Origin of the sequence: Hephaestia sp. MAHUQ-44 (assembly GCF_023806085.1) — a bacterium.
GTDB lineage: Bacteria > Pseudomonadota > Alphaproteobacteria > Sphingomonadales > Sphingomonadaceae > Sphingomonas.
The window spans coordinates 185,940-212,649 of record NZ_JAMSLX010000005.1 but is presented as its reverse complement, the minus strand read 5'-3'; the positions used below and the strand labels follow the sequence as shown (position 1 = coordinate 212,649).

Here is a 26,710-nt window from a genome sequence, read left to right as displayed (position 1 = left end):
GGCGCCCGGCGATGTAGGCCGGGCGCAACCTTCCGGCCTTGCCGGGCATTGGAGACGGGCCATGGGTTACGAAGGTCAGGATTTCAGCGAGATTGCAGGCGGGGTCAGCCCCGCCTTCGTCGAGACGCTTTACCGGCGCTTCAAGGCCGACCCCGCGAGCGTCGAATCGGGCTGGCGCGGTTGGTTCGAAGGGCTGGAGGCGACGGTCAGCGGGCCGAGCTGGCAGCAGGCCAACTGGCCGCTCGCCACCACCGACGATCTGACGGCGGCGCTCGATCCCACCCAGAGCGAGCCTGCGCCCAAGCCCGCCAAGGGCGGTGGGTCGGCTCCGGCGGTGGCGCCGGCCAGCCGCGATGCGATCGCCCGCGCCGCCGATGCGTCGATCCGCGCGATGATGCTGATCCGCACCTATCGCGTGCGCGGCCATCTCGCCGCCGATCTCGATCCGCTCGGGCTTTCGACGCACGAAATGCCCGACGATCTGCGGATCGACTATCACGGCTTTGCTGAAAGCGAACTCGACGAGAATATCTATCTCGGCGGCTATCTCGGGCTGCAATATGCGACGCTGCGCGAGATCGTCGAGATTTTACGCCGCAATTATTGCGGGCATGTCGGCCTCGAATATATGCACATCGCTGATGTCGAGGAGCGCCGCTTCCTTCAGGAACGGCTCGAAGGCAAGAACAAGGAAATCGAGTTCACCCGAGAGGGCAAGGAAGCGATCCTCAACAAGGTGATCGAGGCCGAGCAATACGAGAAGTTCCTCGGCAAGAAATATGTCGGCACCAAGCGCTTCGGGCTCGACGGCGGCGAGAGCATGATCCCCGCGCTCGAAAGCGTGATCAAATATGGCGGCCAGTACGGCGTGCGCGAGATCGTGTTCGGGATGGCGCATCGCGGCCGTCTCAACGTGCTCGCCAACGTCATGGGCAAACCGTTCCACGTCATCTTCCACGAATTTTCGGGCGGGTCGTCCAACCCTGAGGATGTCGGCGGCTCGGGTGACGTCAAATACCATCTCGGCACGAGCACCGATCGCGAGTTCGACGGCATCAGCGTCCATATGTCGCTGGTCGCCAACCCGTCGCATCTCGAGGCCGAGGACCCGGTCGTGCTCGGCAAGGCGCGCGCGATCCAGACGCTTCAGGGCGATCTGCGCGATCATATCGCGACGCTGCCGGTTCTGATCCATGGCGATGCCGCCTTCGCGGGGCAGGGGATCGTGTGGGAGTGTTTCGGTTTTTCAGGACTGCCCGGCTACAATACCGGCGGCTGCATCCATTTCGTCATCAACAACCAGATCGGGTTCACGACGAGCCCCAAATTCGCGCGCTCGTCGCCCTATCCCTCGGATGTCGCCAAGGGCGTCCAGGCGCCGATCCTCCACGTCAATGGCGACGATCCCGAGGCGGTGACCTTCGCGTGCAAGCTGGCGATCGAATTCCGCCAGAAATTCCACCGCGACATCGTCATCGACATGTGGTGCTACCGGCGTTTCGGCCACAATGAAGGCGACGAACCCGGCTTCACCCAGCCGCTGATGTATAAGGCGATCCGCAAGCATCCCGGCGTCGCCGAGATCTACAGCAAGCGGCTGATCGAGGAAGGCGTGGTCGATCAGGCATGGGTCGACGATCACATCAACCAGTTCACCACGCTGCTCGAAAGCGAGTTCCAGGCGGGCCAATCCTATCTGCCCAACAAGGCGGATTGGTTTGCGGGGCGCTGGTCGGGGCTGCACGCCCCCGCCGATGCCGAAAGCGCGCGCCGCAACGTCGAAACCGGCATCGACAAGAAGCTGTTCGATGCGCTGGGCCGTACGCTGACGACGGTTCCCGACAGCATCCAGATTCACAAGACGCTGGGGCGCGTGCTCGATGCCAAGCGCGAGATGTTCAATTCGGGCGAGCATTTCGATTGGGCGACCGGCGAGGCGCTGGCGTTCGGGTCGTTGCTGTCGGAAGGCTATGGCGTCCGCTTGTCGGGGCAGGATTCGGGCCGCGGGACTTTCTCGCAGCGCCACGCCGTCTGGGTCGATCAGACCGACGAGCACGAATATATCCCGCTCGCACAGGTCGAGCATGGCCATTTCGAGGTGCTCGACAGCCCGCTTTCCGAATATGGCGTGCTCGGCTTCGAATATGGTTATGCGCTTGCCGATCCCAAGACGCTGGTCTTGTGGGAGGCGCAGTTCGGCGATTTCGCCAACGGTGCGCAGATCATGATCGATCAGTTCATTGCTTCGGGTGAGGCGAAGTGGCTGCGCGCCAACGGGCTCGTGATGCTGCTGCCGCACGGCTATGAAGGGCAGGGGCCGGAGCACAGTTCGGCGCGGCTCGAGCGCTATCTGCAATTGTGCGCGCAGGATAATATGCAGGTCGCCAATTGCACCACGCCGGCGAACTATTTCCACCTGCTGCGCCGGCAGATGCATCGGTCGTTCCGCAAGCCGCTGGTCATCATGACCCCCAAGTCGCTGCTGCGGCACAAGATGGCGGTGTCGAAGACGGCCGATTTCGTCGGCGAAAGCCACTTCCGCCGCATTTTGTCCGATCCGTCGGCGCCGGCGGACAAGGATACGAAGCGGCTGGTGCTGTGTTCGGGCAAGGTCGCCTACGATCTGATCGAGGCGCGCGACGCCGCGGGGGACACCGACACCCAGATCGTCCGTATCGAACAGCTCTATCCGTTCCCGGGAGAGCCGCTTGCGGTGCGGTTGAAGACGATGTCCAATCTCGAAGACGTCGTCTGGGCGCAGGAAGAACCGAAGAACAACGGGGCGTGGTTCTTTGCCGAGCCGCTGATCGAGGAAGCGCTTGCCGAGGCCGGGGCGCCGGTCAAGCGTGCGCGCTACGCCGGTCGCGCGGCGGCGGCATCGCCCGCAACCGGGCTGATGAAGCGCCACCAGATGGAACAGAGCGCATTGATTGCCGATGCGCTGGGCCACAATGTCCGCGAGGAAATCCGGCGCAAGCGCAAGGGTTGAGTTTCACGTCCCCCCGGCGGAAGCTGGGGGACCCGATTATGGCAAAATTTCAGCGCTCGCTGGAATGACGAGGTAGCAATATGACCGAAGTCAAAGTCCCCACTCTGGGCGAATCGATCACCGAAGCGACGCTGGGCGAATGGCTCAAGCAGCCCGGCGATCCGGTTGCCGTCGACGAAGCGATCGCGAGCCTTGAAACCGACAAGGTGTCGGTCGAAGTGCCCTCGCCGATCGCAGGCGTGATGGGCGCGCACCGGGTTGCGGTGGGCGACACGGTTGAAGTCGGCGCGGTGATCGGGTCGGTTGAGCCAAGCACGGCCAGGATCAGCCCGGCGGCTCCCGCCGGAAGCCAGGCACCCGCGCCCGCCCCGGCACCGGCGCCCAAGGCAGAGGTCGCTGCACCGGCGGCGCCTGCGGGCAATGTCGATGCGGCTGCGTTGTCGCCGTCGGTGCGGCGTGCGGTGCTCGAATTCGGCGTCGATCCGGCGACCATCACCGGCACCGGCAAGGATGGCCGCATCACCAAGGATGATGTCGTCGCCGCCGCGCAGAAGGGCGGCTCGACTGCCCCGGTCGCAAGCCCGGCCCCTGCCGCTCTGGCCACCGCAGGTGCGGCGCCCGCGCGCAAGGAAGAACGCGTCCGCATGACGCGCCTGCGCCAGACGATCGCCAAGCGCCTCAAGGAAGCGCAGAACAGCGCGGCGATGCTCACCACCTTCAACGACGTCGACATGACGGCGGTGATGGCGGCGCGCGCCAAATACAAGGATCTGTTCGAGAAGAAGCACGGCGTCCGGCTGGGCTTTATGGGCTTCTTCGCCAAGGCGGCGTGCCTCGCGCTCAAGGATGTGCCGAGCGTCAACGCGTCGATCGACGGCGAGGAAATTGTCTATCACGATTATGCCGACATCTCGGTCGCGGTTTCCGCGCCGCAGGGGCTCGTGGTGCCGGTGGTGCGTGATGCCGATCAGCTTTCGGTCGCCGAGATCGAGCGCACGATCGGCGATTTCGGCCGCCGCGCCAAGGACGGCACGCTCAAGATGGAAGAGATGAAGGGCGGTACCTTCACGATTTCCAACGGCGGCGTGTTCGGTTCGCTGATGTCGACCCCGATCATCAACCCGCCGCAATCCGCGGTGCTCGGCCTCCACCGGATCGAGGATCGCGCGGTGGTGGTGAACGGCGAGATCGTGATCCGCCCGATGATGTATCTCGCGCTCAGCTACGACCACCGTCTGGTCGATGGCCGCGAGGCCGTGACCTTCCTCGTCGCGCTCAAGAACGCGATCGAGGACCCGACGCGGATTTTGATCGACCTGTAATTTCCCCACGAACACCCCATCTTCCGTTCGTGCTGAGCTTGTCGAAGCACCGTTCTTTTCTCGACCGGAAGAAAGCACGCCCTGCGGCAAGCTCAGAGCGAACGGAGTTTGGAATGGCTGACCAGCAATACGATTATGATGTCCTCGTGATCGGCGCCGGGCCGGGCGGCTATGTCGCTGCGATCCGCGCGGCGCAACTCGGCCTCAAGGTGGCGTGCGCGGAAAGCGGCGAGACGCTGGGCGGCACCTGCCTCAACGTTGGCTGCATCCCCTCCAAGGCGATGCTCCACGCCTCCGAATATTTCGAGGCGGCGGCGGGCGGCGCGATGGCCAAGCTGGGTATCAAGGTCACCCCCGAGCTCGATCTCGATGCGATGCACGGCCAGCGCAAGGATGCGGTCAAGCAGCTTACGGCGGGCATCGAATATCTGTTCAAGAAGAACAAGGTGACGTGGCTCAAGGGCAAGGCGTCCTTCGAGGACGCTCACACTGTCACGGTCGGTAAGGATAAGGTCAGCGCGAAGAACATCGTCATCGCCACCGGCTCGTCGGTCACCCCGCTGCCCGGCGTGACGATCGACCAGAAGGTCGTGGTCGATTCGACCGGCGCGCTCGAATTGCCGGAGGTGCCGAAGCATCTGGTGGTGATCGGCGGCGGCGTGATCGGGCTCGAACTCGGCAGCGTGTGGCGCCGGCTCGGCGCCAAGGTGACGTGCGTCGAATTCCTCGATCAGATCCTGCCCGGCTTCGACGGCGAGGTCCGCAAGGAAGCCAACAAGATTTTCAAAAAACAGGGCGTCGAGTTCAAGCTCGGCACCAGGGTCACCGGCGTCGCGGTCAAGGGCAAGAAGGCCATGGTCACGATCGAACCCGCGCAGGGCGGTGCCGCCGAGACGATCGAGGCGAGCCATGTGCTCGTGTCGATCGGCCGCAAGCCCAACACCGATGGCCTCGGCCTCGACAAGATCGGGCTGGCGACCAACCAGCGCGGCCAGATCGAAACCGCGTCGGATTTCGGCACCAGCGTTCCCGGCGTCTGGGCGATCGGCGATGTCACGCCGGGGCCGATGCTCGCCCACAAGGCCGAGGACGAAGGGATCGCGGTGGCCGAGAATATCGCCGGGCTCACCGGCATCGTGAACCACGATGTGATCCCCAGCGTGGTCTATACCTGGCCCGAGATTTCCGGCGTCGGCCTCACCGAGGAGGCGGCGAAGGAGCGCGGTGCGGTCAAGGTCGGTAAATTCCCGATGCTCGCCAACAGCCGTGCCAAGACCAACCACGAGCCCGACGGCTTCGTCAAGGTGATCGCCGACGCCAACACCGATCGCGTGCTCGGCGTGTGGTGTGTCGCCAGCGTTGCGGGCACGATGATCGCGCAGGCCGCGCAGGCGATGGAATTCGGCGCGACGAGCGAAGACATCGCCTATACCTGCCACGCCCACCCGACGCATTCGGAAGCGATCAAGGAAGCCGCGATGGCGGTGACGGGGAAGGCGATACACGTCTAGCCGGCGCAGGATTTAGCGACGCTAAATCCGCGCGAACGAGGCTAGACCGGCCGGCGGGGCGCCAGGCCCCGACCGACGGCGCGGCTTTGCCGCGCCGCTGGCACTGGCGTCACTTAGGTGGGCCGGTGCGGTCTCTGTTTCAATCTATCTGAAACAGACTATAGCCCCCGCTACGCCGCATCCCCATGCCGCGTCAGCACCGCGAGCAACGCCGCCAGCGCCAGCGCGCCCCCGGCGGCGAACCACAAGGCCTCCAGCCCGCGATCGCCCAGCGTCGTCCCGCCCAGCACGACCCCGCCGGCAAACCCCAGCCACAGCAGCAAATGCGGCACCCATCCCAGTGCATCGCCGCGCCCCAGCAGCGCATCGGCGAGCTTCTGTCCGGTGCGCACCAGCGTGCCGGTCATATAGGTGACGCCGATACTCACCTCGCGGTCGCGCAGGAACACGCCGTTCTCGGCCCCCATCGCGGCGGCGAGCAGCAGCAGCGGGAAGGATGAAAAGGTGAAATGCGCTGCCCCCGCCGCGATCGCAAGGCACGCGGCGACCGCGGTCATCACCACCGGCTTGCGCCACCGCGCGAACCGGGCGGACAGGATCGACGCGCCCATCACGCCGCACACGAACGCAAGGATCAACGCGCCCGCATTCCAGGCATCGGCGGCGGCGCCGGTGGCGAGCCCCACGCCCAGCCGCGTGGTGTTGCCGCTCATGAACGACGCGAAGAACCCGCCAAGGCTGATATAGGCGATCGCATCGACGAAGCCGGCCAGTATTGCGAGCAGGACGGCCGCGGTGATCATCGGAGTTTGATAGCGCTGCATCCTTGCCTTTTGCCGGGCCGGAGGCGTCGTTGCCACCCCGAAAATCATGCGGCCCGTCGCGATCGGCCTGCTTCCACGTCGGCGCAATAAGCCCTAGCAAGGCACGATGGATCAGGCATTTTGGCAGATTGGCCCCATTCTCCCCTGGCTCGACCTGTTCGGAGTCGCCGTTTTCGCCGCCACCGGCGCGCTGGCGGCGACGCACCGCGGGCAGACCTTCGTCACGCTCGCCTTTTTTGCGCTGGTCACCGGGGTAGGCGGCGGCACGGTGCGCGATCTGCTCATCGGTGCCCCGGTATTCTGGGTGCAGGATCGCTTGTACGCGCTGGTGTGCCTCGCGGTCGCGCTCGCCATCTGGGTGACGCCGCAGCGCTGGTGGAATGGGGCCGCGCTCGTCTGGCTCGATGCGGTGGGGCTCGGTGCTTATGCGGTGTACGGTGCGGCCAAGGCGCTGAGCTTCGGCGTGCCGCTGCTACCGGCCGCAGTGATGGGCGTGTTCACCGCCTGCGTCGGCGGCATCATCCGCGATACGCTCGCGGGCGAGCCGTCCATCCTGATGCGGCCCGAACTCTATGTCACCGCCGCCGCGCTCGCCGCGACGCTGTATGTCGGCCTCAGGTGGCTGGGGCTGCCGTCGTTCGAGGTGGCGCTGATCGCTGCTGCCGCAGGCTTCGGGTTGCGCGCCGCCGCGATCCACTGGAAGCTCGGGCTCCCTACCTATCGCGGCCGCCCGAACGAGAGCTAGGGTGGGGGAGCGGGGCGGTGCGGCACTAAAGGGCCGTTCTAGCTCCGCACGACCCCCACGTCGGCGAACGGCTTGGGCTCGATCGGTGGCACCGCCGAATCGTTGAGCTCGCATTGCCACAGCCCGACATCGATCCATTGGCCATGCTTGTAGCCAACCTCGCGATACACGCCCGCGCGCCGGAACCCGGTTGCCTCGTGGAGCGCAATCGAATGGTCGTTGGGCAGCGCGATCGCGCTGATCGCCTGCGTGAAGCCTTGCGTGCGCAGCGTATCGATCAGCGCGCGATAGAGCAGCCGCCCGGTGCCCTGGCCCTGCACCGGCCCGGCGACGTAGATCGAGGTTTCGACGACATAGCGATAGGCGGGCCGGTCGCGGAATCGTGTCGCATAGGCATAAGCGACGATGCCGGCTTCCTCGCCCTCGCCATTGGTCACCACCAGCCAGGGATAGAGCCCGTCGGAAGCCGCCATCCGGTTGCGCATCGCGCGCGCATCGGGAGCCTCGATCTCGAACGAAGCGGTGCCGCTGGTGACGTGCGGCGCGTAGATCGCGGCGATCGCGGCGGCGTCCTCGGGGCGGGCGGCGCGGATCGCGATCACAGCGCGAGCCGCGCCAGCACGGCGCCCATCAGGCTGGTGTCGGCGGGGGAGGGCGTCGTCGGCCCCATGCCGGTACATTCAAGGCAGCGCGCCTGGATCGCGGCACCGCTCGACAGCCGCCGCATATCGCCCAGCGCCTGCGCGAACACCGCGCGGCGCTCGCGCGCGAGCCGGCTGAACAGGTCGCCCGCGGCGTCGGCATCCTCGCCGCGCTGCTTGCGCGCGAATTGCGCGGCCAGCGTGGCGATCCAGCTCGGCTTCTTTTCGAGGAACACCGGATGGACCTTGGCGGGATCGAGCTTGGCACGGCGCGCGGCCTCGGCGATCGCGTCGTTCATATTGCCGAACCGGTCGACCAGCTTGATCTGGTGCGCGCTGCCGCCATCCCACACCCGGCCCTGCGCGATCTCGTCGACGCGTGCGGGCGTCAGCTTGCGTGCCTCGCTGACGCGGGTGATGAACTGGCGATAACCGTGCTCGATCCCGGCCTGGAAGATCGCGCCGACCTCGGGCGTGATGCCGCCGGTGATATCGGGCTGGCCCGACAGCGGAGTGGTCTTCACCCCGTCGCTGGTGACGCCGATCTTTTTGAGCGTGTTCTCGAAGGTCGGGATGACGCCGAAAATGCCGATCGATCCGGTGATCGTATTGGGTTCGGCAAAGATCGTGTCGCCCGCGGTCGACACCCAATAGCCGCCCGACGCGGCAAGGCTCCCCATCGAGATCACGACCGGCAGCCCCTTGGCCTTGGCCTGCAGGATCGCCAGCCGGATCTGCTCGGAGGCGAAGGCCGATCCGCCCGGCGAATCGACCCGCACCACCAGCGCCTTCAGATCGTTCTTGGCGAGCCCGTCGAGCATCGCCTTGGCGATCGTGTCGCCCGCCGCGGTGCCGGGGCCGGCCTCGCCGTCGACGATCTCACCGGCCACCGTCAGCACGCCGATCGCGGCGCCGCCCGATTTGGCCGGATGCGCCTCAACATAAGCGTCGTAATCGATCGTCTGGAAATTGCCCGCGCTCTTCTTGTCGTCGGCGCCCGCGATTTGGGCGACGTGCGTGCCGAACGCGATCCGGTCGGCGAGCTTGTCGACCAGCCCCGCATTGAGATTGGCCTGCGCGATGTCGCCCTGGGTGGCCGCGATCACCGCGCCGGGCTGGGTCAGCAGCGGGGCGATCTGCGCCTTGGGCCGCGCCTTCTTCACCGCCTCCTGCCACTGGCCGAAGATCGCGCCGTAAAGCGCGCGATCGGCCTCGGCCGCCTCGGGCGATTTGTCGGTGCGGGTATAAGGTTCGACGAACGATTTGAACTTGCCGACGCGGAAGACGTGGACGTCGACCCCGAGCTTGTCGATCAGCCCCTTGTAATAAAGCTGCGATCCGCCCGGCCCCATGAACAGCGTGCCGCCCATCGGGTTCATCCAGATCTCGCTCGCTTCGGCGGCGAGGCGATAGCCCGCATCGGTATAAGCGGTGGCATAAGCGAGCACCGGCTTGCCGCTTGCGCGCACCCGGCCCAACGCATCGCCGACTTCGGCAAGCGCGGCGGGGTAGCCGCCCTGGAAATGATCGAGATCGAGCACGATCGCCTTGACCTTGCTGTCGTCCCTGGCGGCGTCGATCGCGCGTACCAGATCGCGCAACCGGTATTCGCGCGTCACTTGCTGCCCGCTCGCGATCGCGAAGGCATCGACCTCGGCGGGCTGTTCGACGATCGTGCCGTTGAGATCGAGCAGCAACGCCCCGTCGCCGATCGCGGTCGGGGCCGGCCGCGCCGACAGCGCCGCCCACAGCAACCCGAAGAACAACAGCATCGCGACCAGGACCAATGCGTCCTTGATCCCCACCAGCAATTTCCAGGCGCCTCGAACCAGCTTCACCGCGTCGATCCTTCGTGTTGCCACATCGCTCTTGCCCTGGTGCTAGGGCAATGCGACCCCTGAGGCAACGCCGTCTTACGCGGGCAATACAGGGGCCTGCGACCGGTCACCGGCGTTGCGAAAAAATCCTCGCCGCTACCCGTTGACGAGTCGCGGGGCGGTTCGCATATGACGTGCTGCTGGCACTCTCCGCCGGGGAGTGCCAAAGCTGTTATCATCGCTCAACCCAAGGAAAGGATGGCGCATGAATTTTCGTCCGTTGCACGATCGTGTGCTGGTTCGTCGTGTCGAGGCCGAGGAAAAGACGGCCGGCGGGATCATCATTCCCGACACCGCGAAGGAAAAGCCCCAGGAGGGCGAGGTCGTCGCTGCTGGCGCTGGTGCCAAGGCCGAGGACGGCAAGGTGACGCCGCTCGACGTCAAGGCCGGTGACAAGATCCTGTTCGGCAAATGGTCGGGCACCGAGGTCAAGGTCGATGGCGAAGACCTGCTGATCATGAAGGAAAGCGACATCCTCGGCATCGTCGAGGGCTGATCCTACCCCCTTCAGACTGTCAATTTTGTCAACTTAGCGAAATCAGGAGCCAATCAACATGGCAGCCAAGGACGTAAAATTCTCGCGCGATGCGCGTGAGCGCATTCTGCGCGGCGTCGATATCCTCGCCGATGCGGTCAAGGTCACGCTCGGCCCGAAGGGGCGCAACGTCGTCATCGACAAGAGCTTCGGTGCCCCGCGCATCACCAAGGACGGCGTCACCGTCGCCAAGGAAATCGAGCTCAAGGACAAGTTCGAGAACATGGGTGCGCAGATGCTGCGCGAAGTCGCCTCGAAGACCAACGACAACGCCGGTGACGGCACCACCACGGCCACCGTGCTCGCTCAGGCGATCGTGCGCGAGGGCATGAAGTCGGTCGCGGCCGGCATGAACCCGATGGACCTGAAGCGCGGCATCGATCTCGCCGTCGGCAAGGTCATCGACGACATCAAGAGCCGCTCGAAGCCCGTGTCGGGGTCGAACGAGATCGCCCAGGTCGGCATCATCTCGGCCAATGGCGACACCGTCGTCGGCGAGAAGATCGCCGAGGCGATGGAAAAGGTCGGCAAGGAAGGCGTCATCACCGTCGAGGAGGCCAAGGGCCTCGAGTTCGAGCTTGATGTCGTCGAAGGCATGCAGTTCGATCGCGGCTATCTGTCGCCGTACTTCATCACCAACCCGGAAAAGATGACGGTCGAGCTTCAGGATCCCTACATCCTGATCCACGAGAAGAAGCTGTCGAACCTCCAGGCGATTCTTCCGATTCTGGAAGCCGTCGTCCAGTCGGGGCGTCCGCTGCTCATCATCGCCGAGGATATCGAGGGCGAGGCGCTGGCCACGCTCGTCGTCAACAAGCTGCGTGGCGGGCTCAAGGTCGCCGCGGTCAAGGCGCCGGGCTTCGGCGATCGCCGCAAGGCGATGCTCGAGGACATCGCGATCCTGACCAAGGGCGAAGTCATCTCCGAGGATCTCGGGATCAAGCTCGAAAACGTCACGCTCGGCATGCTCGGCACCGCCAAGCGCGTCACGATCGACAAGGACAACACCACGCTCGTCGACGGCGCCGGTGATGCCGAGGCGATCAAGGGCCGCACCGAAGCGATCCGCGCTCAGATCGAAAACACCACCAGTGATTACGATCGTGAGAAGCTCCAGGAGCGTCTCGCCAAGCTCGCCGGCGGTGTGGCCGTGATCAAGGTTGGCGGCGCGTCCGAGGTCGAGGTCAAGGAGCGCAAGGATCGTGTCGATGATGCGCTGCACGCGACCCGCGCGGCGGTCGAAGAAGGCATCGTCCCCGGTGGCGGCACCGCGCTTCTCTATGCCACCCGCGCGATCGAAGGCCTCAAGGGCGCCAATGACGACCAGACCCGCGGCATCGATATCGTCCGCAAGTCGCTGACGGCGCTGGTGCGCCAGATCGCCAGCAACGCCGGTCACGACGGTGCGGTGGTCTCGGGCAAGCTGCTCGAGAGCAACGATCCGACGCAGGGCTTCAACGCCCAGACCGACAAGTACGAGAACCTCGTCGAAGCCGGCGTGATCGACCCGACCAAGGTCGTGCGCACCGCGCTCCAGAACGCAGCCTCGGTTGCCGGCCTGCTCATCACCACCGAAGCGGCGGTGAGCGAGCTGCCTGAAGACAAGCCCGCGCCGATGGGCATGCCTGGCGGTGGCATGGGCGGCATGGGCGGCATGGACTTCTAAGCCGCAGGGCCATCGCCAGCCTCGGCTGGCGGTGGTTTTGCCCAAGGCCGGCCGGCGGCTCGGCGGCATTGCCGTCGATGCCGTTCGACGCAGCGCCGGCTTTGCCGGTGCTGGCCTGAGCCAGAAGATTTGGGGCCGGGAGAGCATGTCTCCCGGCCCCTTTTCTATGATGGCCGCTTGCACATCGCCCTCGGGCTTCTCACCTTGTCGTTCAGAACAAGGGAGAAAATGGATGAAGCTCTATTATGCCCCCGGTGCGTGCAGCCTCGCCGATCACATCGCGCTCCACGAAGCCGGCCTGTCGTTCGAGCATGAACGCGTCGATCTCAAGACCAAGATCACCGCCCATGGCGCCGATTATCGCGCGATCACGCCCAAGGGCTATGTCCCTGCGCTCGCGTTCGATGGCGGCCCGGTGCTGACCGAGAATATCGCGATCCTCTACTGGATCGCCGAACAGACCCCCGCGCTGATGCCCGAAGGCCCGCTGGGCCGTGCCCGCCTGCTCGAAGCGATGGCCTATATCTCGTCGGAGATTCACAAGAGCTTCAAGCCCTTCTTCCAGCGCCGCGGCGAGGACGAAACCAGGCCCGCCGGCGATGCCATCACGCGCCAGTTCACGCTGCTCGCGGAGACGATGAAGGGCGATTATCTGTTCGGCGCGTTCAGCGTCGCCGATCCGTTCCTGTTCGTCATGCTGCGCTGGGCGTTCGCGTTCGGCATCGAGGTGCCCGAGCCGCTGGTCGCCTATTTCGAGCGGATCAAGGCGCGCCCCGCGGTTGCCAGGGCAATGGCCGAAGAAGGGATCGCCTGACTTCGCGACCAGCCCGATGGGCGGGTGCTCTACTCTGGTCAAACACTCCGGCGCATGGCAGGAAGCGATCATTCCGCCGCGCCGGAGTCCTTCCGGTGCCGAGCATCGGGGGACCGATATGACCGATTTTAGCCGCCGTGAAACTCTGGCCGCGTCCGCGCTTGCCGCGCTTGTGGTCGCCATGCCCGCCTGGGCACAGGATACAAAAATGCCAGCCGATACCGCCCAATGGGATCTTGCCGAAATCTACCCCAACGACGCCGCGTGGGATGCCGCGCGCAAGCAGGCGCTTGCCGCGATTCCGGGGATGAAGGCCTATCAGGGCACGCTCGGCACCAGTGCCGACGCGCTGGCCAAGGCGCTGGTTGCCCAATCCGATCTCGGCCGCACGATCGCGCGCATCTACACCTATGTCTCGCTCAAGGCCGATGAGGATGTCCGCATCGCCGCCAATCAGGAACGACAGGCACAGGCGATCGACCTCTACACCGCGTTCGGCGAGGCGGTATCGTGGATCGCGCCCGAGATCCTCACCGTGGGTGAGGCGAAGGTCACCGGCTTCATCGCCGCCAACGACACGCTCAAGAAGCGTTTCGATTTCTACCTCGCCAATGTGCTGCGTGAGGCGCCGCACACGCTGTCACCCGAAGGCGAGGTGCTGCTCGCGGGCACCGCGGCGCCGTTTTCGGGGCCCAGCGATATCCGTGGGCAACTCGTCGCCTCGGATATCGAATGGCCGACGATCACGCTGTCGACGGGGGCCGAGGTGCGGCTCGACGATCAGGGCTATACGCTCCACCGCGACGCGCCCGACCGCGCCGATCGCAAGGCGGTGTTCGACGCCTTCTGGAAGCAATACGGCCAGTTCAAGAGTTCGTTCGGCGCGGCCTATCTGTCGCATCTCAAGGCCGATGTGTTCGAGATGAAGGCGCGCAAATACCCGACATCGCTCGCTGCCTCGCTGTCGTCGAACAACATTCCCGAAACCGTTTATCGCACGCTGGTCAAGGAGACCAACGCCGGCCTGCCGCAGCTCCACCGTTATTTCGAGCTGCGCCGCAAGCTGCTCAAGCTGCCGGATATGCATTATTACGACATCTATCCGCCGCTCGTAGAACTGGACAAACCCGTCGGTCTGGCGGCGATGCGCACCATTGTGCTCGATGCGCTCAAGCCGCTCGGCCCCGATTATGTGAACGAATTCGGCAGGGCGAGCGCGGCGAAATGGATGGACCCGCTCCCGCGTGAGGGCAAGCGTTCGGGGGCGTATATGAACCCCGGCGCGTATGACGTGCACCCCTATCTCCTGCTCAATCTGAAGGAGGATTATTCGGGGATGACGACCTATGCGCACGAATGGGGGCACGCGATGCATTCGCTGCTCGCCAACAAGGCGCAGGTCTACGAAAAGGCGGATTATCCGCTGTTCATCGCCGAGATCGCCTCGACCTGCAACGAGCAATTGCTGGTCGCGTACATGGTCGAAAAGGCCAGGACGAAGCAGGAAAAGCTCTATTATCTCGGCCAGCAGCTCGAGAATATCCGCGGCACCTTCTACCGTCAGGCGATGTTCGCCGAGTTCGAGCTTGCCGCGCACGACAAGGCCGAGGCGGGCGAGGGGCTGTCAGGCGAGACCTTCACCGCAATGTATCTCGATCTGCTGAAGCGCTACCACGGCCCCAGGGTCGAGATCGCCCCGGCCTATGCGGCCGAATGGGCGTTCATCCCGCACTTCTATTCGAGCTTCTACGTCTACCAATATGCGACCTGCATCGCGGCGGCGTCCTATTTCGCGAAGTCGATCCTGTCGGGCGGCGCCAGGGAGCGCGACAATTACCTCGGCGTGCTCAAGGCGGGCGGCTCGGCCTATCCCACCGACGTGCTCAAGCGCGCCGGGCTCGATATGGCCTCGGCGGCGCCGTATCAGGCGGTGGTCGCGGTGTTCAAGGACACGCTCGATCAGGCCGAAGCGCTGATGGGGTAACGCGTCATGCCGGACTCGTTCCGGCATCCAACCATCCGCGAGCGCTTTGGCTTGCGGCTGGTTGGTGACGTTTACCGGCGCATCACCTCGGCGGTGATCGACAGGCTCCGCTTGCGCGCGTCGTGATCGAAGATCGCGCTGGCGATCATCAGTTCGTCGACCTGCGTGCGCTCGACGAACGCGGCGATTCCACGCGCGACGGTCTCGGGGCCGCCGACCGCCGAACATTGCAGCACGTGATCGAGGATCGACCGGCCCTGCTCGCCCAGACTGTCGCGATACCCCGCGACCGGCGGCGGCAATTGGCGCGGGTGGCCGGTGCGCAGCGCCACGAACGCCTGCTGCTGCGAACTCGCGATCAATTCCCCCTCGGCATCGCTGTCGGCGGCGAAGACGTTGAACCCGGCCATCGCATAGGGCCGGTCGAGTTGCGCCGAAGGCCGGAAGTCGCGGCGATAGATCTCGAGCGCCTGATCGAGCGCGTCGGGCGCGAAATGCGAGGCGAAGGCGTAGGGCAGCCCCAGCATCGCCGCGAGTTGTGCGCCGAACAGGCTCGATCCGAGAATCCAGATCGGCACCCTCGCGCCCGCGCCGGGCACCGCGCGGATGCCGGTCTGGCCGTCATCGGCGAAATAGCTTTGCAGCTCGATCACGTCGCGCGGGAAGGCGTTGGGGTCGCTGTCGAGCGTCCGCCGGAGCGCGCGAGCGACGCGCTGGTCCGATCCCGGCGCACGCCCGAGGCCGAGGTCGATGCGGCCGGGGAATAGTGCATCGAGTGTCCCGAATTGCTCGGCGATCACGATCGGCGCGTGGTTGGGCAGCATGATCCCGCCCGCACCGACGCGGATGCGGCTGGTCGCCGCCGCGATATGCCCGATCACCACCGCGGTCGCGGCAGAGGCGATCCCCGCCATCCCGTGATGCTCGGCGACCCAATAACGGGTGAAGCCCAGCGCCTCGGCATGGCGCGCGAGATCGGCCGAATTGGCAAGCGCCTCGGCAGCGGTGCCGCCATCGACGATGGGGGCGAGATCGAGCAGTGAAAAAGCGGTCATCGCGGCAAGATGGGGCGGCCCGGCCGCGTTTGCCACTCCCTGCCTTGCCCGCGTGCGCCCGCCCGCCTAAGCGTGCGCCCGCCATGCGCGCCGATCTTGCCCATATCGACACCTGGATCTTCGATCTCGATAACACGCTCTATCCGGCGTCGACCAATCTGTTCGCGCGGATCGACGAGCGGATCGGCGCCTATGTCGCGCGCTATTTCGGTTGCGATCCGGTCGAGGCGCGACGAATCCAGAAGGATTATTTTCACCACCACGGCACCACGCTCGCCGGGCTGATGGCCGAACATGCGATCGACCCGACCGATTATCTCGACGATGTTCACGACATCGCGCTCGACCAGCTCGAACACGATGCGCCGCTGGTCGCCGGGATCGCCGCGCTGCCGGGGCGCAAGCTGGTCTTCACCAATGCCGATGCGCCTTATGCGCGCCGCGTGCTTGCCCGGCTGGGGCTTGGCGACAGTTTCGAGGCGCTGTTCGATCTGCGCGCGACCAATTACGTCCCTAAGCCGCACCCCGATGCCTATGCCGGGCTGTGCGCGGCCTATGATCTCGATCCGACGCGCTGCCTGTTCGCCGACGACATGGCGCGCAACCTTGCGCCCGCCAAAGCGATCGGGATGACGACACTGTGGGTCGACAACGGCTCCGAACAGGGTATCGGCGAGGATCGCAGTTTCGTCGACCACAAGGTGGCCGATATCGCAGCCTGGCTGCACACACTTCAGGAGGAAGAATGAGCGAGAACCTTCAAGCGACGATCGACGCCGCCTGGGAGGACCGCGATTCGATCGGCGGCGACACCAAGGGGGCGGTGCGTCAGGCGGTCGATCAGGCGCTGGCGCAACTCGATACCGGCGCGGTGCGCGTGGCCGAGCCCGATGGCGCGGGCGGCTGGCGCGTCAACCAATGGCTCAAGAAGGCCGTGCTGCTGTCGTTCCGCCTCAACGATATGGTTGAGATTTCGGGCGGCCCGGGCGGCGCGAATTGGTGGGACAAGGTGCCCTCCAAATTCTCCGGCTGGGCCGCGAGCGAATTCCGTGAGGCGGGCTTCCGTGCGGTGCCCGGCGCGATCGTCCGGCGCGGCGCTTTCATCGGCAAGGGCGCGGTGCTGATGCCGAGCTTCGTCAATATCGGCGCGCATGTGGGGGCAGGCGCGATGATAGATACCTGGGCGACCGTCGGCAGCTGCGCGCAGATCGGCAGGAACGTCCATATCTCGGGCGGTGCCGGCATCGGCGGCGTGCTCGAACCGCTTCAGGCCGATCCGGTCATCATCGGTGACGGCGCGTTCATCGGCGCCCGCGCCGAAGTGGCAGAGGGCGTGCGCGTGGGTGAAGGCGCTGTGCTTTCGATGGGCGTCTATCTCGGCGCCTCGACCAAGATCGTCGATCGCGCGACCGGCGAAATCCATCGCGGGCAGGTACCGCCGTATTCGGTGGTCGTCCCCGGCTCGATGGGGGGCGGCGACGGCAAGCCCGCGCTGTATTGCGCGGTGATCGTCAAGCAGGTCGATGCCCAGACGCGCTCCAAGACCAGCATCAACGAATTGCTGCGCGATTGATTCACGCCCCTTTTCCTCTCCCTGCGGGGAGAGGGAAGGGCAAGGGAAACGTCGACCGGGTTTCGTGCGCGCGCGTCAGCCGCTATCGGCGTGGCGCATGAAGCGCTTCACGATTCTCGTCGCCGCGTTGCTCGCGCTGATGCTGGCCGCGCCTGCCTCGGCCCAATCGGCGATCCGCGCCACGCCCGGCTTCGTACGGGTCGCGATCGAGACCTCGGCGGGCCGCATCGTCGTCGCGCTCGATCAGCGCCATGCGCCCGAGACTACCGCCAATTTCCTCGCTTATGTCGATGACGGGCGGCTCGACGGCACGACCTTCTATCGCGCGTCGCGGCGCAAGGGCGCGGCCGCGTTCGGTTTCATCCAGGGCGGGATCGCGATGGACGCGCGCCGCCGCTTGCCCCCGCTCGCGCTCGAACCGACCGACCGGACCGGGCTCAAGCATCTCGATGGCACGCTTTCGATGGCGCACGGCGCCGACGACGATTCGGCCAATGGCAATTTCTCGATCATGGTCGGCGCCAATCCGTCGCTCGACGCGCGCGGCAGCTATCGCGGCTATGCGGCGTTCGGCAAGGTCGTCGCCGGGATGGATGTGGTCAGGCGCATCCTCGCGCTTCCCACCGGGGGCGGGCGCGGGCCGATGCGCGGCCAGATGATCCTCCAGCCCGTTCGTCTGATTCGCGCGGTCCGCCTCGACGGCGTGCCCAAGCCCACCGGTCGCCCCAAGCCGTGGATGCTGTTCGCGCCGCGCTAGGTTCCGCCCCTAGCTCAGCCGGTCGATCGCGGCGTTGTCCAGGCTACCCGGTACGATCATCAGCGGTACCGGCAGCCCGCCGTCGGAGCTGGCGAAATAGCTCACGAGCGGCCCCGGCGCGCCGCTTTTGGTGGTCGCGAGCACCAGCGCGGCGATGTCGGGGGTCTGCGCGATGATCTCACGGATCACCTTGCGCGCCTCGCCCTGGCGCACCGTGATCGAGGGCTTGAGCCCCGATTCCTCGACCAGCGTGCCCGCCGCCGCGGCGACCAGCCCTTCGGCCTTGAGTCGCGCCTCTTCCTCGATCGTCGCCTGCACGCCGCCCCATTGGACGAATTCGGGGGGCGGCAGCAGCGCGAGAATCTCCACCGCGCCGCCGGTTTTCACGGCGCGCCGGGCGGCAAAGCGCAATGCGACGCTCGCTTCGGGTGATTCGTCGATCACGACCAGATAGATGCGCATATCGCCACTTTCCCCCCTTGCGGGGGCGAAGGTGGCGCCCAAATCGGCTTCGCGCAAGGGCACGGTCTTGACGCGTGCGCGTTGATGACGAAGGAAGCCCCGGCGCCCATTGTCAGACCAGCGCGTGACACAAGGATTCCCCATTCGATGCCGATCGAGATCAAGATGCCCGCCCTCTCGCCCACCATGGAGGAGGGCACGCTTGCCAAGTGGCTGGTCAAGGAAGGTGACACGGTGTCGGCCGGTGACCTGATGGCCGAGATCGAGACCGACAAGGCGACGATGGAGTTCGAAGCGGTCGACGAGGGCGTGATCGCGCAGATTCTGGTTGCTGAAGGTGCCGAGGGCGTGCCCGTCGGCACGGTGATCGCGGTCCTCGCCGCGGAAGGCGAAGACGCATCGGCGGTCTCGGCGCCGAAGGCTGCGCCCGCCGCCGCGCCGACGCCCGCTCCCGCTCCCGCTGCCGACGCGGCGCCCAAGGCCGAGGCCCCGGCACCCGCCGCCAGCCCCGCGCCGGCGGCTCAGCCCGCCGCGACCCCGGATGGCGACCGCGTCAAGGCGAGCCCGCTCGCGCGTCGCATCGCGGCCGACAAGGGGATCGATCTGTCCGCCGTTGCGGGTACCGGCCCCGGCGGCCGGATCGTCAAGGCCGATATCGAGGGCGCGACCCCCGGCGCCGCGCCCGCGCGTGCGGCTGCACCGGCCGCCACGCCCACGCCCACGCCCACGCCCGCGGCGGCGTCTGCCGAGGCCAAGGCGATCTGGTTTGACGATTCGATCCCGCACGAGGCAGAAAAGCTCAGCAATATCCGCAAGACGATCGCGCGCCGCCTCACCGAGGCGAAGCAGACGATCCCGCACATCTATCTGACGGTCGATGTCCGGCTCGATGCGCTACTTAAGCTGCGCAGCGATCTCAACGCGGCGCTCGGCGGTCGCGGTATCAAGCTCTCGGTCAACGATCTGCTGATCAAGGCGCTCGGCGTCACGCTCGAAGCGAGCCCGAAGTGCAACGTCACCTATGCGGGCGACAAGCTCATCAGCTACAAGCGTGCCGACGTGTCGGTGGCGGTCTCGACGCCGTCGGGGCTGATCACCCCGATCATCCGCGATGCCGCCAACAAGAGCGTGTCGGCGATCTCGGTCGAGATGAAGGAACTCGCCGGCCGCGCCAAGGAGAACAAGCTCAAGCCGGAAGAATATCAGGGCGGTACCGCGAGCATCTCGAACATGGGCATGTTCGGCATCAAGCAGTTCGATGCCGTCATCAACCCGCCGCAGGGCATGATCCTCGCGGTCGGCGCGGGTGAGAAGCGGCCCTATATCGTCGATGACGCGCTCGGCGTGGCGACGGTGATGAGCGTCACCGGCAGCTTCGATCATCGCGCGATCGACGGTGCCGATGGCGCGCAGATGCTCAAGCTGTTCAAGGAACTGGTCGAGCGCCCGCTGGGCATGATCGCGTAACATGCGCGTCCTGGCCGAACTCCTTCACATCGTCGCGGGGCTCGCCGCCGCGCTGGCGGTGACGTGGGTATCGGCCTGGGCTTATCCGCTGGGGGCAAAGACGATCTGGACGATCGGCGGGGTCGCGATGGTGTTGACGGTGTTGATGGGGATCAACCCGTTGCGCCGCGCGATCCGCATCACGCGCGCGAGAAGGCGGGCGCATGGCTGAGGATATGGCTGGCGATGAGGTGATGCCGGCGACCGCGCCCGCGATCCGGATTACCGCGATGCCCGCCGACGCCAATCCCTATGGCGACATTTTCGGCGGCTGGCTGATGGGCCATATGGATATGGCCGCGGGCGTGGTCGCCTCGCGCCATTCGAAGGGGCGCGCGGTCACCGTGGCGGTCGAGGGCATGAAGTTCCATCATCCGGTGTTCGTCGGGGACGACGTATCGGTGTTCGCGCATCTGGTGCGTGTCGGCACCACCTCGATGACGATCGACGTCGAAACCTGGCGCCGTGCCCGCCACAGCGAGGAATCGCACCGGGTGACGCAGGCCAAATTCGTTTTCGTGGCGGTCGACGAGGATCGCAATCCACGCCGCGTCCCGCCGATGGCCGATGCGGTCTGAAAATTTGAAATAGCGCCGGTGGCGATGCCGCCGGCTGGTACGTTCGAGGAGTATATCGTGGCTGAATCTTACGACGTCATCGTTCTCGGCTCTGGCCCCGGCGGCTATGTCGCGGCCATCCGTGCCGCGCAGCTCGGGCTCAAGACCGCGATCGTCGAGCGCGAGAATCTGGGCGGCATCTGCCTCAACTGGGGCTGCATCCCCACCAAGGCGCTGCTGCGATCGGCCGAGATTTTCCATTATATGAATCACGCCAAGGATTACGGGCTGGTCGCCGAGAAGATCAGCGCGGACATCGATGCCGTGGTCAAGCGCTCGCGCGGGGTTGCCAAACAGCTCAATCAGGGCGTCACGCACCTGATGAAGAAGAACAAGATCGCGGTCCATATGGGCGAGGGCGTGCTGACGGGTAAGGGCAAGCTGTCGGTCACCGACAAGGACGGCAAGAAGACCGAGCTGTCGGCCAAGCACATCATCGTCGCCACCGGCGCGCGCGCGCGCGATCTGCCGTTCGCGCCCGCGGACGGCAAGCGCGTATGGACCTATCGCCACGCGATGGTGCCGGGCGAAGTGCCCAGCAAGCTGCTCGTCATCGGCTCGGGCGCGATCGGGATCGAGTTCGCCAGCTTCTATAACGATATGGGCGCCGACGTGACGGTGGTCGAAATGCTCGATCGCGTCGTGCCGGTCGAGGATGCGGATGTGTCGGCCTTCCTCGAAAAGGCGCTCAAGAAGCAGGGCATGACGATCATGACCGGCGCGGGCGTCGAGAAGCTCGACGTCGGCGACAAGGGCGTCAAGGCCTCGATCAAGGGCAAGGACGGCAAGGTCGTCACCACCGAGTTCAGCCATGTCATCGTCGCGATCGGCATCGTCCCCAACACCGAGAAGATCGGGCTGGAGGCACTCAAGGTCGCAACCGAGCGCGGCCATATCAAGACCGATGGCCTGTGCCGCACCAATGTCGAGGGGCTATGGGCGATCGGCGACGTCACCGCACCGCCCTGGCTCGCGCACAAGGCGAGCCACGAGGGCGTCATCGCCGCCGAGGCGATCGCGCAGGCGCTGGGCAACAAGCACGTCCACCCGCACGCGATGGACGTGCGCAACATTCCGGGCTGCACCTATTGCCACCCGCAGATCGCCAGCGTCGGCCTCACCGAGGCCAAGGCGAAGGAAGCAGGCTATGAGGTGAAGGTCGGCAATTTCCCCTTCATCGGCAACGGCAAGGCGATCGCGCTGGGTGAGGCCGAAGGCTTCGTCAAGACGGTGTTCGACGCCAAGACCGGCGAGTTGCTTGGTGCGCACATGATCGGCGCCGAGGTGACCGAGCTGATCCAGGGCTACACCGTCGGCAAGACGCTCGAGACCACCGAGGTCGAACTGATGAACACCGTCTTCCCGCACCCGACGCTGAGCGAAATGATGCACGAGAGCGTCCTCGCCGCTTATGGGCGGGCGCTGCATATCTGAGATGATATGCCACCCCGGCAAGCGCCGGGGTGGCTCAAAGTGCTGCCGCGAACGCGGCCAATAGCGGCTGATATTGGTCGATCGGCGGAAATTCGGGGAAGCTGTGCGGCGCCCCGGTGTTCGCCCAGGGCAGCGCCTCGCTGGTATAGCTTTCGACGAACGGCGCGAACCAGTGCGGATCATCGAGCGCGCCCGCCCGCACATTGACGAACCCCATGTCGGGCGCGATTCGCGTGAACACCCAGCTCTTGCACCAGTCGCAATGATGGTGGCGGCTCTGCGCGCCGTGGAGCCCGCCGATCACCGGCGTGCCCGCGGTTACCTCGAAGCCGTTGCTCGGCGCCATCACCGTGGTCGAAAAGGCGCTGCCGCTCATTTTCTGGCAACCGGTGCAATGGCACGCCATCGTCAGCAGCGGCGGCCGGGTGATGCGGAAGCGCAGCTTGCCGCACCGGCATCCCCCGTCCATCGGCAGCGTCCATCCGGTCATCGCGTGCGCCTCCTCGAACAGCGCCGGGGCGTCACTCGGCCGCGGTGATCAGCCGCACCGGCCCGCTGGCGGTGTCGTCATTGCCGTCGATCCGTGAGAGTCGGCCGTCCACGGTCGCGCCGCCCTCGATCGTCACGGTCTTATACGCGATGTCGCCGCTGATTCGCGCGCTCGCTTCGATCGTCAGCGCGTCGACCGTGACGCTGCCCTCGATCGTGCCGCCGATGCGCGCCGATTGCGCGCGCACCGCGCCGGTGATGCGGCTGTCCGCGGTCTGGATCAGGCTCGCGCAGACGAGGTCGCCCGCGACGATGCCGTCGATATGCAGATCCGAATCGGCTTCGATATCGCCCGTCACCGTCACGTCCGGCCCCAGCACCGAAAAGCCGTTGCGCTTCGCGGCCGCGCTTCCCACATCCTTCTTGCCGAACATCGTGCCCCCCGGTGCGATTATGGTTAAATGCTAACGATGGCGCGGCGGCGCGTCCACCCGGCAGGGATTCGCGCCGGTCGCGCATGTGGCGCCGCCGATGCTGTTGACCCCAACCGGGCGCCCCAGTATAGGCCGCGCCTGCTTGCGGAAGGGCTGGCGGTGATGGAGCCGAGTCTCCGGTGCCGCCCATTCGACTGAGAGCATTGAACATTGCCGGCAAAGCACGGGGCCAGGGCCGGTCAAGCGGCCCACGGGCCGTTCGTGCTGTTTCGTGTTTGCGGCAAAGTAACCGCCAGGATTTCTGGTAACATAAGGTGAAGGGCTTCATGCCAACGATTAACCAGTTGGTCCGCAAGGGCCGTGACCAGCAGAAGGCCAAATCCAAGGTCCCTGCGATGGATCAGAACCCGCAGAAGCGCGGTGTCTGCACGCGCGTGTATACGACGACTCCGAAGAAGCCGAACTCGGCGCTGCGCAAGGTGGCCAAGGTCCGCCTCACCAACCAGCGTGAAGTGATCAGCTATATTCCGGGCGAAGGCCACAACCTTCAGGAGCACTCGGTGGTCCTGATCCGCGGTGGCCGCGTGCGCGACCTTCCGGGTGTGCGTTATCACATTCTGCGCGGCGTTCTCGATACCCAGGGTGTCAAGGATCGCAGGCAGTCCCGCTCGAAGTACGGCGCCAAGCGTCCGAAGTGATCCTGCCGGGGGCATGATATTCCGGGAAAAATCGTCCTGAACGATTTTCTTCGGGATCAATGCCCCGCACGATCCGATCGCAGGTTTTGAAAGGCTTTCAATATGTCTCGTCGTCGTCGTCCCGAAAAGCGGGAAATCCTGCCTGATCCCAAATTTGGTGATGAGGTTCTGTCGAAATTCATGAACTCGGTGATGCTGGACGGCAAGAAGGCCGTCGCCGAAGGCATCGTCTATGGCGCGCTCGACACCGTCGAAGCAAAGGCCAAGAAAGACCCGCTGGGCGTGTTCCATGAGGCGCTCAACAACATCAAGCCGGGCATCGAGGTGCGCAGCCGCCGCGTCGGTGGTGCGACCTATCAGGTGCCGGTCGAGGTGCGCCCCGAGCGCGCGCAGGCGCTGGCGATCCGCTGGCTGATCGCGGCCGCGCGGGCCCGCAGCGAGCACACGATGGCGGGGCGCCTGTCGGGCGAGCTGCTCGATGCGTCGAACAATCGCGGCAACGCGGTCAAGAAGCGCGAAGATACGCACCGTATGGCGGAAGCCAACCGCGCCTTCTCGCACTACCGCTGGTAAGCATTCAGGAAACTGCCGGGGCGTCGATGGCGCCCCGGCCACGGAGATAAGATCATGGCCCGCAGCCATCCGCTCGAAAAATATCGTAATATCGGCATCATGGCGCACATCGACGCCGGTAAGACGACCACCACCGAGCGCATCCTTTTCTATACCGGCAAGAACTACAAGATCGGCGAGACCCATGAGGGGACCGCGACGATGGACTGGATGGAGCAGGAGCAGGAGCGCGGGATCACGATCACGTCGGCCGCGACGACCTGTTTCTGGAACGATCACCGGATCAACATCATCGATACGCCGGGCCACGTCGACTTCACGATCGAGGTCGAGCGGTCGCTGCGCGTGCTCGACGGCGCGATCACCGCGTTCGATGGCGTTGCCGGCGTCGAGCCGCAGTCGGAGACGGTGTGGCGGCAGGCCGACAAATATCACGTGCCGCGCATGTGCTATGTCAACAAGCTCGATCGGACCGGCGCGAACTTCCGGCGCTGCGTGGACATGATCAAGGATCGTCTGGGTTCGCGCCCGGCGGTGCTCTATCTCCCGATCGGCATCGAGAGCAGCTTCATCGGCCTCGTCGACTTGGTGGAAAACCGTGCGATCGTCTGGCTCGAGGAGAGCCTGGGCGCGAAGTACGAGATCCAGGACATCCCCGAGGATATGAAGGAAGAGGCGGCGATCGCGCGCCAGGAACTGATCGAGCTTGCCGTCGAGCAGGACGAGGCCGCGATGGAGGCCTATCTCGAAGGCAATGAGCCCGATGTCGCGACGCTGAAGGCGCTGATCCGCAAGGGGACGCTGGCGTTCGATTTCGTGCCGGTGCTGTGCGGGTCGTCGTTCAAGAACAAGGGCGTCCAGCCGCTGCTCGACGCGATCGTTGATTATCTGCCGAGCCCGCTCGACGTGCCGGCGATCAAGGGCGTCAAGCTCGACGGCGAGACCGAGGATTCGCGGCCGGCCGACGACAAGGCGCCGTTCTCGGCGCTGGCGTTCAAGATCATGAACGATCCCTTCGTGGGCAGCCTCACCTTCGCGCGTGTCTATTCGGGCAAGCTCGAAAAGGGCAGCTACATGAACTCGGTGAAGGACAAGAAGGAAAAGATCGGCCGCATGCTCCTCATGCACGCCAATGCGCGTGAGGACATCGACGAGGCCTTCGCCGGTGATATCGTCGCGATCGCGGGGCTCAAGGAAACCACGACCGGCGATACTCTGTGCGACGCGCAGCACCCGATCATCCTCGAGCGGATGGAGTTCCCGGACCCCGTCATCGAGCTGAGCGTGGAGCCCAAGACCAAGGCCGACCAGGAACGGATGGGCATCGCGCTCAATCGTCTCGCGGCCGAAGACCCCTCGTTCCGCGTCTCGTCCGATCAGGAATCGGGCCAGACCATCATCAAGGGGATGGGCGAGCTTCACCTCGAGATTCTCGTCGACCGCATGCGGCGTGAGTTCAAGGTCGACGCCAATGTCGGCGCGCCGCAGGTGGCGTATCGCGAATATCTCGCCAAGCCGGTCGAACTGACCTACACCCACAAGAAGCAGTCGGGCGGGTCGGGCCAGTTCGGTGAGGTCAAGGTCAAGGTCATCCCCGGCGAGCGTGGGTCGGGCTTCCAGTTCTTCGACGAGATCAAGGGCGGCAATATCCCGCGCGAATATATCCCGTCGGTTGAAAAGGGCTTCCGTGAGACCGCCGAGACCGGATCGCTGATCGGCTTCCCGATCATCGATTTCGAGGTCCACCTGATCGACGGTAAGTATCACGACGTCGATTCGTCGGCGCTGGCGTTCGAAATCTGCGCGCGCGGTGCGATGCGTGAGGCCGCGCAGAAGGCGGGCATCAAGCTGCTCGAGCCGATCATGAAGGTCGAAGTCGTCAGCCCCGAGGAATATCTGGGCGACGTCATCGGCGATCTGAACTCGCGTCGCGGGCAGATCCAGGGCACCGATAGCCGCGGCAACGCGCAAACCGTCGATGCCGTGGTGCCGCTGGCGAACATGTTCGGCTACGTCAATCAGTTGCGCTCGTTCACCCAGGGTCGCGCGCAATATTCGATGCAGTTCTCGCACTATGATGAAGTGCCGCAGAACGTCGCCGACGAAGTGAAGGCTAAACTGGCCTGATGCGTTAAGGCGCGTTGGGCTGGCGTAATCGCGAATCAGTCGCTATGGGGCCGCGTTCGCGCGTGGCCCGCAGCGGC

General features: G+C 65.4%; 25 protein-coding genes. 18 read left to right on the top strand and 7 right to left on the bottom strand.

Annotated elements, in window-relative coordinates:
- The first annotated feature begins 61 nt into the window (after nucleotides 1-61).
- From NFE57_RS07765 to lpdA (NFE57_RS07755), 3 genes are all read left to right on the top strand, one after another.
- Complete coding sequence (locus NFE57_RS07765) at nucleotides 62-2,989, top strand: 2-oxoglutarate dehydrogenase E1 component (RefSeq protein ID WP_252135002.1); 2,928 nt, start codon at nucleotides 62-64, stop codon at nucleotides 2,987-2,989.
- An 80-nt stretch (nucleotides 2,990-3,069) separates the two neighbouring features.
- Nucleotides 3,070-4,311: a 2-oxoglutarate dehydrogenase complex dihydrolipoyllysine-residue succinyltransferase gene (odhB, locus tag NFE57_RS07760; RefSeq protein ID WP_252135001.1), complete on the top strand. Its 1,242-nt coding sequence runs from the start codon at nucleotides 3,070-3,072 to the stop codon at nucleotides 4,309-4,311.
- Nucleotides 4,312-4,424: 113 nt separating this feature from the next.
- A complete protein-coding gene (gene lpdA / locus NFE57_RS07755; RefSeq protein WP_252135000.1) occupies nucleotides 4,425-5,822 on the top strand; it encodes a dihydrolipoyl dehydrogenase in 1,398 nt (465 codons plus the stop codon).
- A 170-nt stretch (nucleotides 5,823-5,992) separates the two neighbouring features.
- On the opposite strand, the gene NFE57_RS07750 is transcribed toward lpdA (NFE57_RS07755), so the two are convergent.
- Complete coding sequence (locus tag NFE57_RS07750; RefSeq protein WP_252134999.1) at nucleotides 5,993-6,646, bottom strand: YoaK family protein; 654 nt, start codon at nucleotides 6,644-6,646, stop codon at nucleotides 5,993-5,995.
- A 106-nt stretch (nucleotides 6,647-6,752) separates the two neighbouring features.
- On the opposite strand from NFE57_RS07750, the gene NFE57_RS07745 reads away from it, so the two are divergent.
- The gene (locus NFE57_RS07745; protein WP_252134998.1) at nucleotides 6,753-7,391 is read left to right on the top strand and encodes a trimeric intracellular cation channel family protein; all 639 of its coding nucleotides are present in this window, start codon (nucleotides 6,753-6,755) and stop codon (nucleotides 7,389-7,391) included.
- Nucleotides 7,392-7,429: 38 nt separating this feature from the next.
- Here the strand turns inward: NFE57_RS07745 and NFE57_RS07740 are convergent, their stop codons facing one another.
- Nucleotides 7,430-7,993, bottom strand: a complete 564-nt coding sequence (locus NFE57_RS07740; protein WP_252134997.1) for a GNAT family N-acetyltransferase — start codon at nucleotides 7,991-7,993, stop codon at nucleotides 7,430-7,432.
- Nucleotides 7,990-9,870, bottom strand: a complete 1,881-nt coding sequence (sppA, locus tag NFE57_RS07735) for a signal peptide peptidase SppA (RefSeq protein ID WP_252134996.1) — start codon at nucleotides 9,868-9,870, stop codon at nucleotides 7,990-7,992. The genes NFE57_RS07740 and sppA overlap by 4 nt, the downstream gene beginning before the upstream one ends.
- A 244-nt stretch (nucleotides 9,871-10,114) precedes the next feature.
- Here sppA and groES point away from each other — a divergent pair, with 244 nt between their 5' ends.
- The 4 genes from groES to pepF all read left to right on the top strand — a co-directional run bounded on the left by groES (nucleotide 10,115) and on the right by pepF (nucleotide 14,908).
- The gene (gene groES / locus NFE57_RS07730; protein ID WP_252134995.1) at nucleotides 10,115-10,405 is read left to right on the top strand and encodes a co-chaperone GroES; all 291 of its coding nucleotides are present in this window, start codon (nucleotides 10,115-10,117) and stop codon (nucleotides 10,403-10,405) included.
- A 58-nt stretch (nucleotides 10,406-10,463) separates the two neighbouring features.
- Nucleotides 10,464-12,110, top strand: coding sequence for a chaperonin GroEL (gene groL, locus NFE57_RS07725; RefSeq protein ID WP_252134994.1), 1,647 nt, complete (start codon nucleotides 10,464-10,466; stop codon nucleotides 12,108-12,110).
- Nucleotides 12,111-12,342: 232 nt separating this feature from the next.
- Nucleotides 12,343-12,924 carry a glutathione S-transferase N-terminal domain-containing protein gene (locus NFE57_RS07720; RefSeq protein ID WP_252134993.1) on the top strand — a complete coding sequence of 194 codons (582 nt, stop codon included), beginning with the start codon at nucleotides 12,343-12,345 and terminating at the stop codon, nucleotides 12,922-12,924.
- A gap of 118 nt (nucleotides 12,925-13,042) precedes the next feature.
- Nucleotides 13,043-14,908 carry an oligoendopeptidase F gene (pepF, locus tag NFE57_RS07715; protein WP_252134992.1) on the top strand — a complete coding sequence of 622 codons (1,866 nt, stop codon included), beginning with the start codon at nucleotides 13,043-13,045 and terminating at the stop codon, nucleotides 14,906-14,908.
- A 71-nt stretch (nucleotides 14,909-14,979) separates the two neighbouring features.
- On the opposite strand, the gene NFE57_RS07710 is transcribed toward pepF, so the two are convergent.
- On the bottom strand, nucleotides 14,980-15,963 hold the full coding sequence (locus tag NFE57_RS07710) for an LLM class flavin-dependent oxidoreductase (RefSeq protein WP_252135066.1): 984 nt from the start codon (nucleotides 15,961-15,963) through the stop codon (nucleotides 14,980-14,982).
- An 83-nt stretch (nucleotides 15,964-16,046) separates the two neighbouring features.
- Here NFE57_RS07710 and NFE57_RS07705 point away from each other — a divergent pair, with 83 nt between their 5' ends.
- From NFE57_RS07705 to NFE57_RS07695, 3 genes are all read left to right on the top strand, one after another.
- The gene (locus NFE57_RS07705) at nucleotides 16,047-16,712 is read left to right on the top strand and encodes a pyrimidine 5'-nucleotidase (protein ID WP_252134991.1); all 666 of its coding nucleotides are present in this window, start codon (nucleotides 16,047-16,049) and stop codon (nucleotides 16,710-16,712) included.
- Nucleotides 16,709-17,536: a 2,3,4,5-tetrahydropyridine-2,6-dicarboxylate N-succinyltransferase gene (gene dapD, locus NFE57_RS07700; RefSeq protein WP_252134990.1), complete on the top strand. Its 828-nt coding sequence runs from the start codon at nucleotides 16,709-16,711 to the stop codon at nucleotides 17,534-17,536. The genes NFE57_RS07705 and dapD overlap by 4 nt, the downstream gene beginning before the upstream one ends.
- Nucleotides 17,537-17,633: 97 nt before the next feature.
- Nucleotides 17,634-18,293 carry a peptidylprolyl isomerase gene (locus tag NFE57_RS07695; protein WP_252134989.1) on the top strand — a complete coding sequence of 220 codons (660 nt, stop codon included), beginning with the start codon at nucleotides 17,634-17,636 and terminating at the stop codon, nucleotides 18,291-18,293.
- 9 nt (nucleotides 18,294-18,302) lie between these two features.
- Here NFE57_RS07695 and NFE57_RS07690 read toward each other — a convergent pair whose 3' ends face one another.
- Nucleotides 18,303-18,755, bottom strand: coding sequence for a universal stress protein (locus NFE57_RS07690; protein WP_252134988.1), 453 nt, complete (start codon nucleotides 18,753-18,755; stop codon nucleotides 18,303-18,305).
- 147 nt (nucleotides 18,756-18,902) lie between these two features.
- Between NFE57_RS07690 and NFE57_RS07685 the strand changes: the two genes are divergently transcribed.
- From NFE57_RS07685 to lpdA (NFE57_RS07670), 4 genes are read left to right on the top strand one after another with little or no spacing between them, the layout of a single operon-like run.
- Nucleotides 18,903-20,222, top strand: coding sequence for a pyruvate dehydrogenase complex dihydrolipoamide acetyltransferase (locus tag NFE57_RS07685; RefSeq protein WP_252134987.1), 1,320 nt, complete (start codon nucleotides 18,903-18,905; stop codon nucleotides 20,220-20,222).
- 1 nt (nucleotide 20,223) lies between these two features.
- Nucleotides 20,224-20,433, top strand: a complete 210-nt coding sequence (locus NFE57_RS07680) for a hypothetical protein (RefSeq protein WP_252134986.1) — start codon at nucleotides 20,224-20,226, stop codon at nucleotides 20,431-20,433.
- Nucleotides 20,426-20,839 (top strand): acyl-CoA thioesterase, encoded by a 414-nt coding sequence (locus NFE57_RS07675; protein ID WP_252134985.1) that lies wholly within the window; start codon nucleotides 20,426-20,428, stop codon nucleotides 20,837-20,839. The genes NFE57_RS07680 and NFE57_RS07675 overlap by 8 nt, the downstream gene beginning before the upstream one ends.
- 57 nt (nucleotides 20,840-20,896) lie before the next feature.
- Nucleotides 20,897-22,312, top strand: a complete 1,416-nt coding sequence (gene lpdA / locus NFE57_RS07670) for a dihydrolipoyl dehydrogenase (protein WP_252134984.1) — start codon at nucleotides 20,897-20,899, stop codon at nucleotides 22,310-22,312.
- A 34-nt stretch (nucleotides 22,313-22,346) separates the two neighbouring features.
- Here the strand turns inward: lpdA (NFE57_RS07670) and NFE57_RS07665 are convergent, their stop codons facing one another.
- Both NFE57_RS07665 and NFE57_RS07660 read right to left on the bottom strand, forming a co-directional pair.
- The gene (locus NFE57_RS07665) at nucleotides 22,347-22,802 is read right to left on the bottom strand and encodes a GFA family protein (RefSeq protein WP_252134983.1); all 456 of its coding nucleotides are present in this window, start codon (nucleotides 22,800-22,802) and stop codon (nucleotides 22,347-22,349) included.
- Nucleotides 22,803-22,833: 31 nt separating this feature from the next.
- Complete coding sequence (locus NFE57_RS07660; RefSeq protein WP_252134982.1) at nucleotides 22,834-23,235, bottom strand: bactofilin family protein; 402 nt, start codon at nucleotides 23,233-23,235, stop codon at nucleotides 22,834-22,836.
- Nucleotides 23,236-23,561: 326 nt separating this feature from the next.
- On the opposite strand from NFE57_RS07660, the gene rpsL reads away from it, so the two are divergent.
- From rpsL to fusA, 3 genes are all read left to right on the top strand, one after another.
- Nucleotides 23,562-23,933: a 30S ribosomal protein S12 gene (gene rpsL / locus NFE57_RS07655; RefSeq protein WP_252135065.1), complete on the top strand. Its 372-nt coding sequence runs from the start codon at nucleotides 23,562-23,564 to the stop codon at nucleotides 23,931-23,933.
- 102 nt (nucleotides 23,934-24,035) lie between these two features.
- A complete protein-coding gene (rpsG, locus tag NFE57_RS07650; protein ID WP_119037647.1) occupies nucleotides 24,036-24,506 on the top strand; it encodes a 30S ribosomal protein S7 in 471 nt (156 codons plus the stop codon).
- 54 nt (nucleotides 24,507-24,560) lie between these two features.
- A complete protein-coding gene (gene fusA, locus NFE57_RS07645; protein WP_252134981.1) occupies nucleotides 24,561-26,633 on the top strand; it encodes an elongation factor G in 2,073 nt (690 codons plus the stop codon).
- Nucleotides 26,634-26,710 lie beyond the last annotated feature (77 nt).